The organism is Azospirillum sp. ST 5-10 (assembly GCF_051225715.1).
GTDB lineage: Bacteria > Pseudomonadota > Alphaproteobacteria > Azospirillales > Azospirillaceae > Azospirillum.
In genome coordinates, this window is record NZ_JBPJSP010000005.1 from 177,499 (window position 1) to 193,531 (window position 16,033).

Annotated in this window: 11 protein-coding genes; 6 read left to right on the forward strand and 5 right to left on the reverse strand. The window is 70.1% G+C overall.

Annotated features, from left to right (window positions below; genetic code table 11):
- Positions 1 to 36: 36 nt before the first annotated feature.
- Positions 37 to 669 (reverse strand): glutathione S-transferase family protein, encoded by a 633-nt coding sequence (locus tag ACSBPG_RS08420; protein WP_435536691.1) that lies wholly within the window; start codon positions 667 to 669, stop codon positions 37 to 39.
- Between the two features lie 158 nt (positions 670 to 827).
- On the opposite strand from ACSBPG_RS08420, the gene ACSBPG_RS08425 reads away from it, so the two are divergent.
- Complete coding sequence (locus tag ACSBPG_RS08425; protein WP_435536692.1) at positions 828 to 2,198, forward strand: aspartate aminotransferase family protein; 1,371 nt, start codon at positions 828 to 830, stop codon at positions 2,196 to 2,198.
- A 96-nt stretch (positions 2,199 to 2,294) separates the two neighbouring features.
- Here ACSBPG_RS08425 and ACSBPG_RS08430 read toward each other — a convergent pair whose 3' ends face one another.
- On the reverse strand, positions 2,295 to 3,344 hold the full coding sequence (locus ACSBPG_RS08430; protein WP_435536693.1) for a DUF2235 domain-containing protein: 1,050 nt from the start codon (positions 3,342 to 3,344) through the stop codon (positions 2,295 to 2,297).
- 235 nt (positions 3,345 to 3,579) lie between these two features.
- On the opposite strand from ACSBPG_RS08430, the gene ACSBPG_RS08435 reads away from it, so the two are divergent.
- Both ACSBPG_RS08435 and hemA read left to right on the forward strand, forming a co-directional pair.
- The gene (locus ACSBPG_RS08435) at positions 3,580 to 5,034 is read left to right on the forward strand and encodes a TrkH family potassium uptake protein (protein WP_435536694.1); all 1,455 of its coding nucleotides are present in this window, start codon (positions 3,580 to 3,582) and stop codon (positions 5,032 to 5,034) included.
- 215 nt (positions 5,035 to 5,249) lie between these two features.
- Positions 5,250 to 6,464 carry a 5-aminolevulinate synthase gene (gene hemA / locus ACSBPG_RS08440; protein WP_435536695.1) on the forward strand — a complete coding sequence of 405 codons (1,215 nt, stop codon included), beginning with the start codon at positions 5,250 to 5,252 and terminating at the stop codon, positions 6,462 to 6,464.
- A gap of 68 nt (positions 6,465 to 6,532) precedes the next feature.
- Here hemA and ACSBPG_RS08445 read toward each other — a convergent pair whose 3' ends face one another.
- Positions 6,533 to 6,997: an N-acetyltransferase family protein gene (locus ACSBPG_RS08445; protein WP_435536696.1), complete on the reverse strand. Its 465-nt coding sequence runs from the start codon at positions 6,995 to 6,997 to the stop codon at positions 6,533 to 6,535.
- Positions 6,998 to 7,291: 294 nt separating this feature from the next.
- Between ACSBPG_RS08445 and ACSBPG_RS08450 the strand changes: the two genes are divergently transcribed.
- Together ACSBPG_RS08450 and ACSBPG_RS08455 are read left to right on the forward strand one after the other, a co-directional pair.
- The gene (locus ACSBPG_RS08450; protein WP_435536697.1) at positions 7,292 to 7,939 is read left to right on the forward strand and encodes a hypothetical protein; all 648 of its coding nucleotides are present in this window, start codon (positions 7,292 to 7,294) and stop codon (positions 7,937 to 7,939) included.
- Positions 7,936 to 8,586 carry a site-specific integrase gene (locus ACSBPG_RS08455; RefSeq protein WP_435536698.1) on the forward strand — a complete coding sequence of 217 codons (651 nt, stop codon included), beginning with the start codon at positions 7,936 to 7,938 and terminating at the stop codon, positions 8,584 to 8,586. Before ACSBPG_RS08450 ends, ACSBPG_RS08455 begins: the two co-directional genes overlap by 4 nt.
- Positions 8,587 to 8,606: 20 nt before the next feature.
- On the opposite strand, the gene gltB is transcribed toward ACSBPG_RS08455, so the two are convergent.
- Both gltB and ACSBPG_RS08465 read right to left on the reverse strand, forming a co-directional pair.
- Positions 8,607 to 13,154, reverse strand: a complete 4,548-nt coding sequence (gene gltB / locus ACSBPG_RS08460; protein ID WP_435536699.1) for a glutamate synthase large subunit — start codon at positions 13,152 to 13,154, stop codon at positions 8,607 to 8,609.
- A 183-nt stretch (positions 13,155 to 13,337) separates the two neighbouring features.
- Positions 13,338 to 14,792, reverse strand: coding sequence for an NAD(P)-dependent oxidoreductase (locus ACSBPG_RS08465; RefSeq protein ID WP_435536700.1), 1,455 nt, complete (start codon positions 14,790 to 14,792; stop codon positions 13,338 to 13,340).
- Positions 14,793 to 15,160: 368 nt separating this feature from the next.
- Between ACSBPG_RS08465 and ACSBPG_RS08470 the strand changes: the two genes are divergently transcribed.
- Positions 15,161 to 15,958 carry an undecaprenyl-diphosphate phosphatase gene (locus ACSBPG_RS08470; protein ID WP_435536701.1) on the forward strand — a complete coding sequence of 266 codons (798 nt, stop codon included), beginning with the start codon at positions 15,161 to 15,163 and terminating at the stop codon, positions 15,956 to 15,958.
- Positions 15,959 to 16,033: the final 75 nt, after the last annotated feature.

Below are 16,033 nucleotides of genomic sequence, written 5' to 3' on the forward strand. Positions count from 1 at the left end.
GGAGGGGCGGCCGCTGACGGTCGAGGGGCGGGCCGCTTAATAGTGCGGTTCCCCCAGCCCCTCCACCCGGAACGCCTCGCGCACCGCCGGGCGCTCCATCACCCGCGCCAGGAACGGGCCGAGGTTGGGCAGGTCGCGCGCCCTGCGCGTCATGTTGCGCGTCCAGCGCGCCAGCATGAACAGGTAGACGTCGGCGATGGAATAGCGCTTGCCCAGCAGCCAGGGCCGGCCGTCGAGCGCGGCGTCGAGCTGGGCGAACATCGCCGCCAGCCGGTCGACCACCACCGCCTTCAGGTGCTCCGCCCCGTCCGCCGGCACGTAGCGTCCGGGGTAGAAGTACAGCATGGCGTCGGCCTGCACCGTGTTGGTGAGATAGGCCATCCACTGGTAGAGGCGGGCACGGTCCGGGTCGCCGACCGGCGGGGCCAGCCCGGCCGCGGGATGGCGGTCGGCGAGGTGCAGGCAGATCGCCGCCGATTCGTAGACCACGAGGTCGCCGTCCACCAGGGTCGGCACCCGGCCGTTGGGGTTGAGGCGCCGGTAGTCGGCGGCCTCCAGGGCACCGGCGGCGCGGTCCAGCGTCACCAGCTCGTGCGGCGCGCCGATCTCCCGCAGCACGATGTGCGGCGCCATGCTGGCGGAGCTGGGCATGTGGTAGAGGCGGTACATGGGGCGGGTCTCCCGGGGCAGGGCGGCGTCGCAGGCCGGCCTTGCACAAGCGCACGGCGCGCATCGTTTGTCCAGGCCGCGGCGGCGGTGTAGCATCGCCGCGGGTGGCTATTTTTTTAAACACCCCCTGCGCAAACCTCCGGACGGGAAACGAGACGATGACGGCGATGGGCAATTCGGCGGCGAGCCGCGACAAGGCGTTCATGCTGCACCCCTACACCAACCTGAAGGTCCACGAGACCGCCGGACCGCTGATCATCGACCGCGGCCGCGGCGTGCGGGTGTGGGACGACGCGGGCAAGGAGTACATCGAGGGACTCGCCAGCCTGTGGTGCGTGTCGCTGGGCTTCGACGAGGAGCGCCTGATCGACGCCGCGGTCCGCCAGATGCGCAAGCTGCCGACCTACCACACCTTCGGCCACAAGTCGCACGACCCCGGCATCGACCTCGCCGAGGCCCTGATCGCCATGGCGCCGGTGCCGATGTCCAAGGTGTTCTTCGCCAACTCCGGCTCCGAGGCGAACGACACGGCGGTCAAGCTGATCTGGTACTACAACAACGCGCTGGGCCGGCCGGAGAAGAAGAAGATCATCTCGCGGCAGAAGGCCTACCACGGCGTCACCGTGGCGAGCGCCAGCCTGACCGGGCTGCCCAACAACCACCGCGACTTCGACCTGCCGATCGCCCGCATCCTGCACACGGACTGCCCGCACCACTACCGGTTCGCCGAGCCCGGCGAGAGCGAGGAGGATTTCGCCACGCGCCTCGCCGAGAGCCTGGAGCGGCTGATCCTGGCCGAGGGGCCGGACACGGTGGCGGCGATGTTCGCCGAGCCGATCATGGGGGCCGGCGGCGTCATCGTCCCGCCCGCGACCTACTTCGAGAAGATCCAGGCGGTCCTCAGGAAGTACGACGTGCTGCTGGTCGCCGACGAGGTGATCTGCGGCTTCATGCGCACCGGCAACGACTGGGGCACGCAGACCTTCGGCCTGAAGCCGGACATCCTCACCTGCGCCAAGGCGCTGTCGTCGGGCTATCTGCCGATCTCCGCCGTGATGGTGTCGGAGGCGGTCTACCGGGCCTGCGTCGCCGAGAGCGAGAAGATCGGCACGTTCGGCCACGGCTACACCTATTCCGCCCATCCCGTCGCCGCGGCGGTGGCGCTGGAGACGCTCAAGATCTACCGCGAGCGCGACGTTCTCGGCCACGTCCGGGCCGTCGCCCCGCGCTTCCAGGCGGGGCTGCGCCGCTTCGCCGACCACCCGCTGGTCGGCGAGGTGCGCGGCGTCGGCCTGATCGGCGCCGTCGAGCTGGTCGCCGACAAGGCGACCAGGGCGCCGTTCGAGCCGGCGGTGGGCGCCGGCGCCAAGCTCAACGCGCTCAACCAGGAGAACGGGCTGATCACCCGTGCGATGGGCGACACCGTCGCCTTCTGCCCGCCGCTGGTCATCGGCGCGGAGGACATCGACGCCATGTTCGAGCGCATGGCCCGGAGCCTCGACGCGGCGATCCCGCTGCTCAAGGGCTGAGGACGCCGGGCCGGGCCTCGCCGCCCGGCCCCACCCTCGGCCCCGCGCCCTCGGCCCCGGGCCGGGCCATGGGTGGCCCGGCCCGGGGCAACCCGCCTAACCGGCGGCGCCGTCCCGCCGCCTCTGGTACGCCTCGCGCAGGCCGGGGTTCTTCGGGCTGTACCCGGCGTTGGCGGCGAGGCGCGCCACCAGCGTGTCGTGCAGATCCTCCTCGCCGTAGCGGGTCAGGCAGACCTGACGGCGGTGGGGACCGCGGAACAGCCGGTAGGCGCCGCCGAGAAAGTCGGAGTAGGAGTCGGTGGGGTCCGGCGCGGCGACGCCGGACGGCGTGTCGGGCAGGCTGCCGTCGGCCAGCGACAGCCCGCACGCCACCGCCTTCTCCATCATCCAGCGCAGCGCGATGTCGGACAGGGCGCGGTCGGGATAGCCGCCGCCGACGTCGGCGTGGGCGCCGACGAACCATCGCTGCTCCATCGTCTGCTCGGGCTTGCGCTTGGGGTCCCACAGGGTCGCCTGGTAGTCCTCGCGGAACTCGTCGGTGGCGAGCGCGTGGTAGGCGTGCCGGACGATGCCGCTGAGCTCGGTGTCGTGGAAGCTGTAGCGGGCCCGGTTGAACCAGTCGAACGCCTGGAGCGGGATGCCGAGCGCCCCCACCGTGTCCCACACGCCGAGAAAGTCGATGGCGACGGCCTTCGCCTGGTACTCCTTGCGGAAATGCAGCGCGGTCGGCGTGTCGGCGCCGCCGTCGCGGGTGCGGTAGAGTTCGTAGGCCTGGGGGATCCGCTTGCGGTGCTTCTTCGGCAGGAGGCCGGCGTTGCGGATCATCCCGACCAGGCTGCGCGCCGTGTAGGCGCCGCGGCTGAAGCCGAGGATGAACACCGACGAGTCGGGCTCATGGTGGCGGACGAGGAAATCGTAGCCGTCACAGATGTTGCGGTCGAGGCCGATGCCGAACGCCCCGCCGGGCACGCGGTCCCACCATCGGGTTCCCACCCCCTCGTCGTAGAACGTCACCTGCTCCGGATCGCCGCGCACCGCTTCGAAGAAGCGGCGGACGTTGGTCTCCACCTGGCGATCGGCGGGCAGCTCGTCGCTGGCCGGGCTGTTCCAGGTTCCGTCGAAACACAGCACGATGCGCTTGGGCATTGGTTCCTCCCGACATGATCGCGTCGGCCGGCGGGCCGGCTGCGGGGAATCATCCCCGAAAGCGGGTGTCGGGCAAGGGCCGTCCTCTCCGCACGCTGCATGGGCTGGCAAGAAAACAGCCGGTGCGGGAATCGCCGGCCGCGGCGACGGGCCGCCGCCGCACGCCGGCGGCACCGTCTTGACCGCGACCTCGCCTCCTGGGATACAGGGCGGCACGCAACCGCGGGATGGCCTTGTGGTCGGCATCGATCTTCGCCCCGTCCTCTACATCGTCGGCGCCCTCGTCAGCATCGTCGCCCTGGCCATGCTGCTGCCGATGGTCGTCGATTTCGCCGTGGGCAACTCCGACTGGATGGTGTTCGCCACCACGTCGGCGCTGACGCTGTTCTTCGGCGTCCTCCTGATCCTGACCAACCGGACGGCGGAGATCGCCCTGTCGCTGCGCCAGGCGTTCCTGCTGACGACGCTGTCCTGGGTGATCGTCAGCGCCTTTTCCGCCGCGCCCTTCGTCCTCTCCAGGACCCGGTTGTCGGTCGCCGACGCCTTCTTCGAGGCGATGTCGGGGCTGACGACGACGGGCTCAACGGTGATCGTCGGGCTGGAGGGCCTGCCGCCGGGGCTGCTGCTGTGGCGTTCGCTGCTGCAGTGGCTGGGCGGCATCGGCATCATCGGCATGGGCATCGTCATCCTGCCGTTCCTGCGCGTCGGCGGCATGCAGCTCTTCCGCTCCGAGTCCTCCGACCGCTCGGACAAGGTGGTGCCGCGCGCCGGCGACCTCGCCATCGCCGTCGCCTGGGTCTACGTGACCCTGACCCTGGCCTGCATCGCCGGGCTGACGCTGGCCGGCATGTCGCTGTTCGACGCCATCAACCACGCCTTCGCCGCGGTGTCGACCGGCGGCTTCTCGACCCGCGACGCCTCCGTCGCCGGCTGGCAGAACCCTGCCGTGGAGTGGGTGCTGGTGGTGTTCATGGCGGTCGGCGGCATGCCCTTCGTCCGCTTCATCAGCCTCGCCCGCGGCGACGCCGGGCCGCTGTGGCGGGACACCCAGGTGCGCTGGTACGTCGGCTTCCTCGTCGCGGTGTCGACGATGCTCGGCCTGTGGCTGGCGCGGGAGGCGGACATCCCGCTCCACGACGCGCTGCGGCTGACCTTCTTCAACGTCGTGTCGGTGGTCACCACCACCGGCTTCGCCTCGGCGGACTACAGCCTGTGGGGGCCGCTGGCGCTGGCCGTCTTCTTCACCCTGACCCTGGTCGGCGGCTGCACCGGGTCGACCGCCGGCGGCATCAAGATCTTCCGCTTCGAGATCCTCTTCATGGTCATGCGCGTGCTGATGATCCGCCTGTTCAGCCGCCACCGGGTGCTGCCGCTCCACTACAACAACAAGCCGGTGGACGCCGACACCATGGTGTCGGTGATGAGCTTCGGCTTCGTCTACATCGCCCTCACCTTCATCCTGATGGTGCTGCTGGCGGCGCTCGGGCTCGACTTGGTGACCGCGCTGACCGGGGCGGCCACCGCCATCGGCAACGTCGGTCCCGGCCTCGGCCCGATCATCGGCCCGGCCGGCAACTTCGCGCCGCTGCCCGACACCGCGAAATGGCTGCTGTCGGCCGGCATGCTGCTGGGGCGCCTGGAGTTCTTCACCGTGCTGGTGCTGTTCAATCCGGCCTTCTGGCGGCAGTGACCGGCGACCGGGGGCTGGCGGAACCGGTTCGCGCCACGTATAGTAGGTGTTGCTGATATCGGCCCGCCGCGCCGAACTTGACCGCACGCGCTTGATTGAGGTCAATGCCGGGTGGCGACGCCGTAACGATCATGCCATTCTCTGTGGCCCACCGGACCGGCGCCGACGTGGCGCCGCCCGCGGCCAGCGCCGAAGATGTCGAACGGATACGCCCGATGGACTACGAGAGCTTCTTCCGCACCCAGATCGAGGCCCTGAAGCAGGAGGGGCGCTACCGGGTCTTCGCCAACCTCGAACGGCATGCCGGCCGGTTCCCCCGGGCGACCTTCCGCGACGCCACGGGGCGCGAGCGCGACGTGACGGTGTGGTGCTCGAACGACTATCTCGGCATGGGCCAGCATCCCAAGGTGCTGGAGGGCATGCACCGGGCGCTCGACGAGTGCGGCGCCGGCGCCGGCGGAACGCGCAACATCTCCGGCACCAACCACTACCACGTCCTCCTGGAGCGCGAGCTGGCCGACCTGCACGGCAAGGAGGCGGCCCTGCTCTTCACCTCGGGCTACGTGTCGAACGACGCCACCCTGCAGACGATGGGCCGCATCCTGCCGGGCTGCATCATCTTCTCCGACGCCCTGAACCACAACTCGATGATCACCGGCATCCGCAATTCGGGTGCCGAGAAGCACATCTTCCGCCACAACGATCCGGAGCATCTCGACCAGCTCATGGCCCAGGCCGACCCGGCGCGGCCGAAGCTGGTGGCCTTCGAGTCGGTCTACTCCATGGACGGCGACATCGCGCCGATCCATGAGCTGTGCGACGTCGCCGACCGGCACGGGGCGATGACCTACCTGGACGAGGTGCACGCGGTGGGCATGTACGGCCCGCGCGGCGCCGGGGTGGCGGAGCGCGACGGCGCCATGCACCGGCTCACCATCATCGAGGGGACGCTGGGCAAGGCCTTCGGCGTCCAGGGCGGCTACATCACCGGCTCCTCGGCGCTGATCGACTGCGTGCGCTCCTTCGCCAACGGCTTCATCTTCTCGACCTCGCTGGCCCCGGTCCTGGCGGCCGGTGCGCTGGCCTCGATCCGCCACCTCAAGCAGAGCCAGAGCGAGCGCACCCGCCACCAGGAGCGCGCGGCGACCCTGAAGCGCCTGATGGCCGAGGCCGGGCTGCCGGTGATGGACTCGGCCAGCCACATCGTCCCGGTCATGGTGGGCGACGCCAAGCGCTGCAAGCGCGCCTCCGACCTGCTGATGGAGCGGCACGACATCTACGTCCAGCCGATCAACTACCCGACCGTGCCCCGCGGCAGCGAACGCCTGCGCTTCACCCCGACGCCGCTGCACGACGACGCCATGATGGCCCACCTCGTGGACGCCCTGCGCGACGTCTGGGCCCAGCTCGACCTCAAGCTCGCGGCCTGACGGCCGCGGGTCAGGCGGCGCTGCCGCCGGCCTTGCGCATCAGGCGGCGCTGCCGTCGGCCTTGCGCATCAGGCGGCGCTGCCGCCGGCCTTGCGGTAGACCACGTGCGGGTCGGCCGGGCCGCTCGCCGCGGGCACGGCGACCCAGCCGTGACGCTCGTAGAAGGCCCGTGCGGCGGCGTTCCGCACCGCGCAGGTCAGCTCGGCGGGGGCGGGGAGGCGGCTCAGCGCCTCGCTCAGCAGCACGCTGCCGATGCCGCGGCCGCGCCAGGCGGGATCGATGAACAGGGCGTGCAGCGCCCGCCGGCGCGGGTCGACGGAGGCGAAGCCGACCACCCGCCCGCCGATCTCGGCCACCACCACCTCGTCGTCCTCGACGCAGTCGTAGTAGTCGTCGAGGCGGAAGCGGTCCGGCGGCTGCCAGGGAGAGGCGAGGCGCCGGCCCACCAGGAAGATCTCGGCGCACCGCGGGCCGTCCCCCCAGGTCGCCGGGCGCGTGCGCAGGCGTGCCCCCCGTGCGGGCGCCGTCCCCATCTCCGTTCCTCTTCCCTGTCCTGATCGACCGATCAGGAGACGATAAATCGTTTCGCCGTGCTCCGGGTAGGGGTGACGCCACAGAACGGGCGAAAATCACGGCCATCCGTCCGCAGGGCTTGGCTGGTCGGCCCAGCCATGGCGTTCGTCATCACGTGCCTGCGTGTGGCGATCCCCCGGCCGACACGCGAGGAGGGCGGATGTTGTCATCGCGCCAAGATGCCCCCGCGGTCTCGCGGCCTCTCCGTTCATCTGTGATAATGTCCTTTATCACTTGTAAGCAGGACTGGACGGATGGGCGAGATCGCGGACATCGTCAGCGCCGTGGCCACGGTGATCGCGGCGGTGGTCGCCGTGGTCGCCGCCGTGGACGCCCGCCGCTCCGCCGCCGAGCAGGGCCAGGAAACCGCCCGGCAGCACGAAGAGACCAAGAAGCAGGCGGTGATCGCGCTGGAAGCCCTGCTGACCGAGCAGAGCCACGCTCTGCAGGCCTGGGCGGACGAGGTCATCGACCGCATGTCCGAAGCCCACGCTCTTTGCGGTCTGGATCCCCAGCGGATGCCGGAGGGCGCGTTCTTCCACAAGCGGGTTGAGCTCGCCTGGCGTCTGTCGGCTCTGGTTGACCGCGGCCGGCTGTTCCTGCCCAACACGCACGCGTCGGACCGGGGACTTCACAAGCCGGCGGCATTTCGGGGCTTTCGCCAGCAGGCACTGGATCACGTTGTCGACGCCTGCCGTCTGCTCGACCACCTCACAGCGGGGGCAACCGCGGCTTCGCCATCCGAGGTCGCCAGAGCGCTGATCGCCGCACGCCGGGCTTTCGTCAGTGAGATCCAGACCATCATCGACCCGCGCACCCGCCAAGACCGGCTGCGCGCACTGGCCGGCCATCAGGGAGGCGAGGCACCGGAGCGCCGTCCCGGCGAGGCAGGCAGGCCATGAGCACGCCGGCCCACCGGCCATCGATCGCCCTGCCTGGGCTGGTCACCGCCGCCGGCGAACGGACCACTGTCCGAGTTCTCGAGTTCTTCGCCGCCGGGATCCGCAACCCGCACACCCGCCGGGCCTACGCCCGGGCCGTCGGCGACTTCCTCGCTTGGTGCGCAGCCGCCGGCGTGCCGTCGCTCGCCGCGGTGCAGCCGCTGCCTGTCGCCACCGGGGTCGAGGGGCTGACGCGCACGCACGCGGCGCCGACGGTCAAGCAGCGCCTCGCCGCGGTGCGGCACCTATTCGACTGGCCGGTGACCGGCCAGGTGGTGGCGGTGAACCCGGCGGCCCCGGTGCGCGGGCCGCGGCACGTTGTGCGGGTCGATAAGACGCCTGTGCTGGACGTCGCCGAGGCCTGGGTGCTGCTCGACGCGACCGACCCGACGATACCGGGCGGTTGTCGGGGCGGGGGCTGGCGCAGGTCAGCGCCCACGCCATGGTGCGCCGCCGCGCGGCCACCGCCAGCATCGCCACGCCGCCCGGCTGCCGCAGCGTCCGCGCCAGCGGCATCACCGCCAGCCCGACCAACGGCGGCAGGCTGGGGACCGCCACCGCCACACGCCCACAAAAAAGGCGGCCCGGTTGGTCCGGGCCGCCAATGAAGCAGAGGAGCCGGTGATCGTTACTCCGCCGGAATGGCCTTCGGCAGGGTGACGGGCACCTCCAGCCGGCCCAGCATCTCCTTCGGCACGACCTGCCAGAACTTGGCGCGCACGCGCGCCCAGTCGTTGAGGAGTTCGCGGGCGAACAGGCTCTGCGTCTCCTCCACGTGCTCCTCGACCAGGCGCCGGAGCTGGTCCTCGTAGTGCGCCACCTCGAGGCGCTGGATGACCACGCTCTCGTCGTTGACGCGGCGGGGGAAATCCTCCTCCTCGTCGTAGACGTAGGCCATGCCGCCGGTCATTCCGGCGCCGAAATTGTCGCCGACGGGGCCGAGGATGACCGCCATGCCGCCGGTCATGTACTCGCAGCCGTTGGAGCCGCAGCCCTCCACCACGACCTGCGCGCCGGAGTTGCGCACGGCGAACCGCTCGCCGGCCTGGCCGGCGGCGAACAGCTTGCCGGCGGTGGCGCCGTACAGCACGGTGTTGCCGATGATGGTGTTGTCGTTGGTCTTCAGCGGCGACGAGGTGCTCGGCCGCACGACGATGGTGCCGCCCGACAGGCCTTTGCCGACGTAGTCGTTGGCGTCGCCGAACACCTCCAGCTTGATGCCCTGGACGGCGAAGGCGCCCAGCGACTGGCCGCCGGTGCCGCGCAGGCGCACCGTGATGTGGCCGGGCTGCAGGCCGAACATGCCGAACTTGCGGGTGATCATCGACGACAGCCGCGTGCCGATGGCGCGGTGCGTGTTGCGGATGGTGTAGGCGAGCTGCATCTTCTCGCCCTCCTCGAACAGCGGGCGGGCGTCGGCGACGATGCGGGCGTCCAGCGTGTCCGGCACCTCGTTGCGGCCCTGCATGGTGCAGTAGCGGGCGTTCTCGCCGGGGTCGACCTGGGCCAGCAGCGGGTTGAGGTCGAGGTCGTCGAGGTGCGCGGCGCCGCGGCTGACCTGGTGCAGCAGGTCGGTGCGGCCGATCACCTCGTTCAGCGAGCGGAAGCCGAGCTGGCCGAGGATCTCGCGCACCTCCTCGGCGAGGAAGGAGATGAGGTTGACCACCGCCTCCGGCGTGCCGGTGAACTTCTCGCGCAGCTTGGGGTCCTGCACGCACACGCCGACCGGGCAGGTGTTGGAGTGGCACTGGCGCACCATGATGCAGCCCATGGCGATCAGGCTGGCGGTGCCGATGCCGTACTCCTCGGCGCCGAGCATGGCGGCGATGACGATGTCGCGGCCGGTCTTGAGCCCGCCGTCGGTGCGCAGCCGCACGCGGTGGCGCAGACGGTTGAGCGTCAGCACCTGGTGCACCTCCGACAGGCCCATCTCCCAGGGCACGCCGGCGTACTTGATCGAGGTCTGCGGGCTGGCGCCGGTGCCGCCGGAGCCGCCGGAGATCAGGATCACGTCGGCGTTGGCCTTGGCGACGCCGGCGGCGATGGTGCCGATGCCCGAGCGCGCCACCAGCTTCACGCAGACCTTGGCCTCGGGGTTGATCTGCTTGAGGTCGTAGATGAGCTGCGCCAGGTCCTCGATCGAGTAGATGTCATGGTGCGGCGGCGGGCTGATCAGGGTCACGCCGGGCGTCGAGTGACGCAGGCGGGCGATCATCTCCGTCACCTTGAAGCCGGGGAGCTGGCCGCCCTCGCCGGGCTTGGCGCCCTGGGCCACCTTGATCTCGATCTCGCGGCACTGGTTCAGGTACTCCGCCGTCACGCCGAAGCGGCCGGACGCCACCTGCTTGATGGCCGAGTTCCAGTTGTCGCCGTTCTTGTCCGGCTTGAAGCGCGCCGGGTCCTCGCCGCCCTCGCCGGAGTCCGACTTGGCGCCGATGCGGTTCATGGCGACGTTGAGCGTGCCGTGCGCCTCCGGCGACAGAGCCCCCAGCGACATGCCGGGCGTCACGAAGCGCTTGCGGATGGCGGTGATCGACTCGACCTCGTCGATCGGCACGGCGCCCTTCAGCGAGCGGAACGCCAGCAGGTCGCGCAGCTGCATCGGCGGACGGCCGTGCACCTGCTCGGCGTACTTCTTGAAGAGGGTGTAGCTGTCCTGGGTCACCGCCTGCTGGAGGGTGTGCATGATGCCGCCCTCCCAGCCGTGGCGGTCGCCCGACTTGCGGAACTTGTAGAAGCCGCCGACCGGCAGGGTGACCACGTCCTCGGCGAAGGCGACGGCGTGCTGCTCCAGCACCTTCTTCTGGATGCCGTTGAGGCCGATGCCGGAGATGCGGCTGACCATCGCCGGGAAGTGCTCGGCCACCAGGGCGCGGCTCAGGCCCACCGCCTCGAAGTTGCAGCCGCCGCGGTAGGAGCTGATGATCGAGATGCCCATCTTGGACATGATCTTCAGCAGCCCCTCGTCGATCGCCTTCTTGAAGCGCTGCACCCCCTCCTCGACCGGCATGGTGCCGAAAAGGCCGCGGCGCTGGCGGTCGGCGATCGCCTCCTGGGCGAGGTAGGCGTTGACCGTGGTGGCGCCGACGCCGATCAGCACGGCGAAGTAGTGGGTGTCCAGGCACTCGGCCGACCGCACGTTCAGCGAGGTGAAGGTGCGCAGGTTGCTGCGGACGAGGTGGGTGTGCACCGCGCCGGTGGCGAGGATCATCGGGATGGCGGCGCGCGCCTGGCCCATCCGCTCGTCGGTCAGGATGACGTGCTCGGCGCCGCCGCGCACCGCGTCCTCCGCCTCCTGGCGGATGCGCCTGAGCGCGTCGCGCAGCGCGTCGGGGCCGCCGTCGACCGGGAAAGTGGCGTCGATCTCCGCCGCCGTCTCGCCCATGTAGGCGCGCATGGCGCGGAACTCGGCGGTCGTCAGCACCGGCGAGTCGAGCTGCAGCAGCCGGCACTGGGTCTCGCTCTCGTCGAGGATGTTGCCGAGGTTGCCGAGCCGCGTCTTCAGGCTCATCACCCGCCGCTCGCGCAAGCTGTCGATGGGCGGGTTGGTGACCTGGGAGAAGTTCTGGCGGAAGAAGTGGTGCAGGCCGCGGTACTTCTCCGACAGGACGGCGATCGGGCTGTCGTCGCCCATCGAGCCGACGGCCTCCTTGGCGTCCTCCACCATCGGGTGGAGGATCAGCTCCATGTCCTCCATGGAGATGCCGAAGGCCATCTGGGCGCGCCGCAGGGCCGGCCGCTCCATCTCCGCCGGCTCGCCCTTGGTGGAGGCGTTCTTGACCAGCGTGTCGAGCTGCGTCGTCGCCTTGACCCAGTTGCCCCACGGCTTCTGGCCGGCCAGCAGGTCCTTGACCTCGTGGTCGCGGTAGAGCTTCCCGTCGGCGAGGTCGATGGCGATCATGGCGCCGGGGCCGAGGCGGCCCTTCTCGACCACCCTGGTCTCGTCGATCTTCACCATGCCGGTCTCCGAGCCGGCGATGATCAGCCCGTCGGTGGTGATGGTGTAGCGCATCGGCCGCAGGCCGTTGCGGTCCATGCCGCCGACCACCCAGCGCCCGTCGTACAGGGCCAGCGCCGCCGGGCCGTCCCACGGCTCCATCACCGAGTTGCAGTACTGGATCAGCGAGGCGTGGCTCTCCGGCAGGGTCGCCGCCTTGGTCAGCGCCTCCGGCACCAGCATCATCTTGACCATGGGGGCGGGCCGGCCGGCCCGGCTCAGCACCTCGAACACGCTGTCGAGCGCGCCGCTGTCCGACAGGCCGACGCCGATCACCGGCTTGATGTCGGCGATGTGGGCGCCGAACGCCGGATGCTCCATGCGCGTCTCGTGCGCCTTCATCCAGTTGACGTTGCCCTTCAGCGTGTTGATCTCGCCGTTGTGGGCGAGCATGCGGAAGGGCTGGGCCAGCGGCCAGGTCGGGAAGGTGTTGGTCGAGTAGCGCTGGTGGTAGAGCGCGAAGTTCGACTCGAACCGCTCGTCCAGCAGGTCGGGATAGAAGGAGGTGAGCTGCTCCGCCAGGAACATGCCCTTGTAGACGATCGAGCGCGACGACAGGGTGCAGATGTAGAAGTCGTTGATCTGCTCCGCCGCCACCGCCTTCTCGATGCGCCGGCGGATGACGTAGAGGTCGAGCTCGAACTGCTCGTCCGACACGCCCTTGGAATTGCCGACGATGATCTGCTCGATCTCCGGCCGGGTGGCGTTGGCCTTCTCGCCGATGATGTCGACGTTGATCGGCACCTGGCGCCAGCCATAGATGTAGTAGCCGAAGTTGAGGATCTCGGTCTCGACGATGCAGCGGCAGGCCTCCTGCGCATCCAGGCTGATGCGCGGCAGGAACACCTGGCCGACGGCGAGGTTGTTGTCGGGCGGCGTGTGGCCGACGACGCGGACGTGGTCCTTGAAGAACTTCTGCGGCACCTGGACGTGGATGCCGGCACCGTCGCCGGTCTTGCCGTCGGCGTCGACGGCGCCGCGGTGCCACACCGCCTTCAGGGCCTCGATGCCCTTCTCGACCACCGAGCGCCGCGGCTTGCCGTCGATCGCGGCGATGAAGCCGACGCCGCAGTTGTCGCGCTCGTCCGCCGGGTCGTAGGCGTTGGCCGTGGTCAACCGCTCCACGTTGGCGCGGTACGCGGCGACGAACTGCTCACCCTGGTTCAGCGTCTCGGTCATCGGTCGACCCTTTCGATGGTCATGTCGTTTTCGAGGGGGCACCGCCCCCTCGACCCCCGCCAAGGGCCGAGGGCCCTTGGGTCCCATTACTCGGCTGCGGCGTCCGGGTGGTCCCGCTTCGGGTCTTCGTAAAAGAAGACGATGGCGAAGCCGAGAACCCAGGCAACCGTCGGCATCGCAACCTTACTCCGCCGCGACCGCCAGCCCCTCGGCGGCCGCCTTGGCCTTGACGTAGCGGTGCATGGCCTCGGCGGCGTCGCGGCCGTCGCGGATCGCCCACACCACCAGGCTGGCGCCGCGGACGATGTCGCCGGCGGCGAACACGCCGTCGACGCTCGACATCTTGGTGCGCGGATCGGCGGTGACGGTGCCCCAGCGGGTCACCTTCAGGGCGGGCTCGCCGAACAGGGCGGGCAGGTCCTCCGGCTCGAAGCCCAGGGCCTTGATCACGAGGTCGGCGGGGATCTCGAACTCGGAGCCCTTCATCACCTGCGGGGTCTGGCGGCCGGTGGCGTCGGCGACGCCGAGGTGGATGCGCACGGCGCGCACCGCCTCGACCGTGCCCTCGCCGAGGAAGGCGTCGGGGGCGGCCTGCCAGACGAACTCGACACCCTCCTCCTCGGCGTGCGCCACCTCGCGCTGCGAGCCCGGCATGTTCTTGCGGTCGCGGCGGTAGAGGCACTTCACCGACACCGCCCCCTGGCGCACGGCGGTACGCACGCAGTCCATGGCGGTGTCGCCGCCGCCGACCACGACGACGTTCTTGCCCTTGGCGTTCAGCGAGCCGTCGGCGAAGGCCGGCACCTCGTCGCCCAGGTCCACCCGGTTGGAGGCGGTCAGGTAATCCAGCGCCGGCACGATGTTGCCGAGATCGGCGCCCGGCGCCTCCATGTCGCGCGCCTTGTAGACGCCGGTGGCGATCAGCACCGCGGCGTGGCGGCGGCGCAGCTCGGCCAGGCTGGCGTCGCGGCCGACCTCGAAATTACAGTGGAAGACGACGCCGGCGTCGGCCAGCAGCTTGGCCCGGCGCGCCACCACGTCCTTCTCCAGCTTGAAGCCGGGGATGCCGTAGACCATCAGGCCGCCGACCCGGTCGTAGCGGTCGTAGACGTGGACCTCGTAGCCCTTGGCCCGCAGCTCCTCGGCCGCCGCCATGCCGGCCGGACCGGCGCCGATGATGCCGACCGACTGGCCCAGCTCGCGCACCGGCTTGCGCGGCTTGACCCAGCCCTTCTCCCAGGCGGTGTCGTTGATGTAGCGCTCGACCGTGCCGATGGTGACGGCGCCGTGCGTCGACTGCTCGATCACGCAGTTGCCCTCGCACAGGCGGTCCTGGGGGCAGATGCGGCCGCAGATCTCGGGGAAATTGTTGGTCGCCTGGGAGACCTCGTAGGCCTCCTCCAGCCGGCCCTCGGCGGTCAGCTTCAGCCAGTCCGGGATGTTGTTCTGCACCGGGCAGTGGACCTGACAGAACGGCACGCCGCACTGCGAGCAGCGGCCGGCCTGCTCGGCCGCGCGGTCGTCGCTGAAGCGGGCGTAGATCTCCCGGAAGTCGTGGCGGCGCTCCTCGGCAGTGCGCTTGTCGGGCATCCGCTGCGTGGTGTGCACGAAGCCCAGCATCTTCTGCTTTTGCGCCATCTCGCCAACTCCTTGACCTGGACCCGCCGGTGGCGGGAAGCTTCTCTTCGCCCGCCCCGCCGCCGGCACGGCCGCAGGGGGGCATGACCGGCCGAACGAATGGCGCGGCCGCAGTGTCATATAACGCAACGCCGGGACGCTGGCGAGCAAAAAAAGCTCGTTAGGTCAGGTTTGCTGACCGAACTGTGACAGAGGGTCGCGCGGCATCGCGCAACGCCGGCCGCGGCCCGGCGGCGCCGCGAGAAATTTAGTACCATATCGGACCTATCGCTCTCTTCGGGGTAGGAGTCTTGCCCAGTCGCCAAACCGAAGGGGCGCTGCTATAAGCGCGGCACCCCTTTCGGATCCCGGATCGCCACGCCCGCACCATGGCCGAACAGCTTCTGCAAGCCGCCCTCCTCGGCATCGTCGAGGGACTGACGGAGTTTCTGCCGGTCTCCTCCACCGGCCACCTCATCCTCGTCATCGACCTGCTGGGCTTCGCCGGCCCGCCCGGACGGGTGTTCGAGGTGGCGATCCAGCTCGGCGCCATCCTCGCCGTCTGCCTCGTCTACTTCGGCCGCCTGTGGCGGGTGGCCACCGGCCTGCCGAACGACCCGCGGGCGTGGCGCTTCGTCTTCGCCCTGCTGCTGGCCTTCCTGCCGGCGGCGGTGCTGGGCCTGCTGCTGCACGACTTCATCAAGTCGGTGCTGTTCCAGCCGACGGTGGTGTGCGTCGCCCTGATCCTCGGCGGCATCGCCATCCTGGTGATCGAGCGCTTCCTCAGCCACCCCCGCTACCACGAGATCGAGCGCTTCCCGGCGAGCCTGGCGCTGAAGATCGGCCTGTTCCAGAGCGTCGCCATGATCCCCGGCGTGTCGCGCTCCGGCGCCACCATCCTCGGCGCGCTGCTCATGGGGGTGGACCGGCGCACCGCGGCGGAGTTCTCGTTCTTCCTGGCGATCCCCACCATGCTGGGGGCGACGGTGCTCGACCTCTACAAGAACTGGCAGTACCTGAACGCCGACGGGGCGCTGCTGATCGCCGTCGGCTTCGTCACCGCCTTCCTGTCGGCGGCGCTGGTGGTGAAGACGCTGGTCGACTTCGTCGGCCGCTACGGCTTCACGCCCTTCGGCTGGTACCGGATCGCGCTGGGCACCGTGATGCTGGCGATCCTGTATCTCTGAGGGCGAACCGGCTTTTTTGACCGCAAAGATCGGAAGAAGGACAGATCGCAAGAAGCTCCGCGGCGCCCGGGCTTC

Excerpts from the sequence above, each read along its gene's own strand:
- ACSBPG_RS08430 (WP_435536693.1), bottom strand. The coding sequence starts at position 3,344 with ATGCCCAAGCGCATCGTGCTGTGTTTCGACGGAACCTGGAACAGCCCG.
- ACSBPG_RS08450 (WP_435536697.1), top strand. The coding sequence starts at position 7,292 with ATGGGCGAGATCGCGGACATCGTCAGCGCCGTGGCCACGGTGATCGCG.
- ACSBPG_RS08465 (WP_435536700.1), bottom strand. The coding sequence starts at position 14,792 with ATGGCGCAAAAGCAGAAGATGCTGGGCTTCGTGCACACCACGCAGCGG.
- ACSBPG_RS08455 (WP_435536698.1), top strand. The coding sequence starts at position 7,936 with ATGAGCACGCCGGCCCACCGGCCATCGATCGCCCTGCCTGGGCTGGTC.
- ACSBPG_RS08425 (WP_435536692.1), top strand. The coding sequence starts at position 828 with ATGACGGCGATGGGCAATTCGGCGGCGAGCCGCGACAAGGCGTTCATG.
- ACSBPG_RS08445 (WP_435536696.1), bottom strand. The coding sequence starts at position 6,997 with ATGGGGACGGCGCCCGCACGGGGGGCACGCCTGCGCACGCGCCCGGCG.
- ACSBPG_RS08470 (WP_435536701.1), top strand. The coding sequence starts at position 15,161 with ATGGCCGAACAGCTTCTGCAAGCCGCCCTCCTCGGCATCGTCGAGGGA.
- hemA (WP_435536695.1), top strand. The coding sequence starts at position 5,250 with ATGGACTACGAGAGCTTCTTCCGCACCCAGATCGAGGCCCTGAAGCAG.
- gltB (WP_435536699.1), bottom strand. The coding sequence starts at position 13,154 with ATGACCGAGACGCTGAACCAGGGTGAGCAGTTCGTCGCCGCGTACCGC.
- ACSBPG_RS08420 (WP_435536691.1), bottom strand. The coding sequence starts at position 669 with ATGTACCGCCTCTACCACATGCCCAGCTCCGCCAGCATGGCGCCGCAC.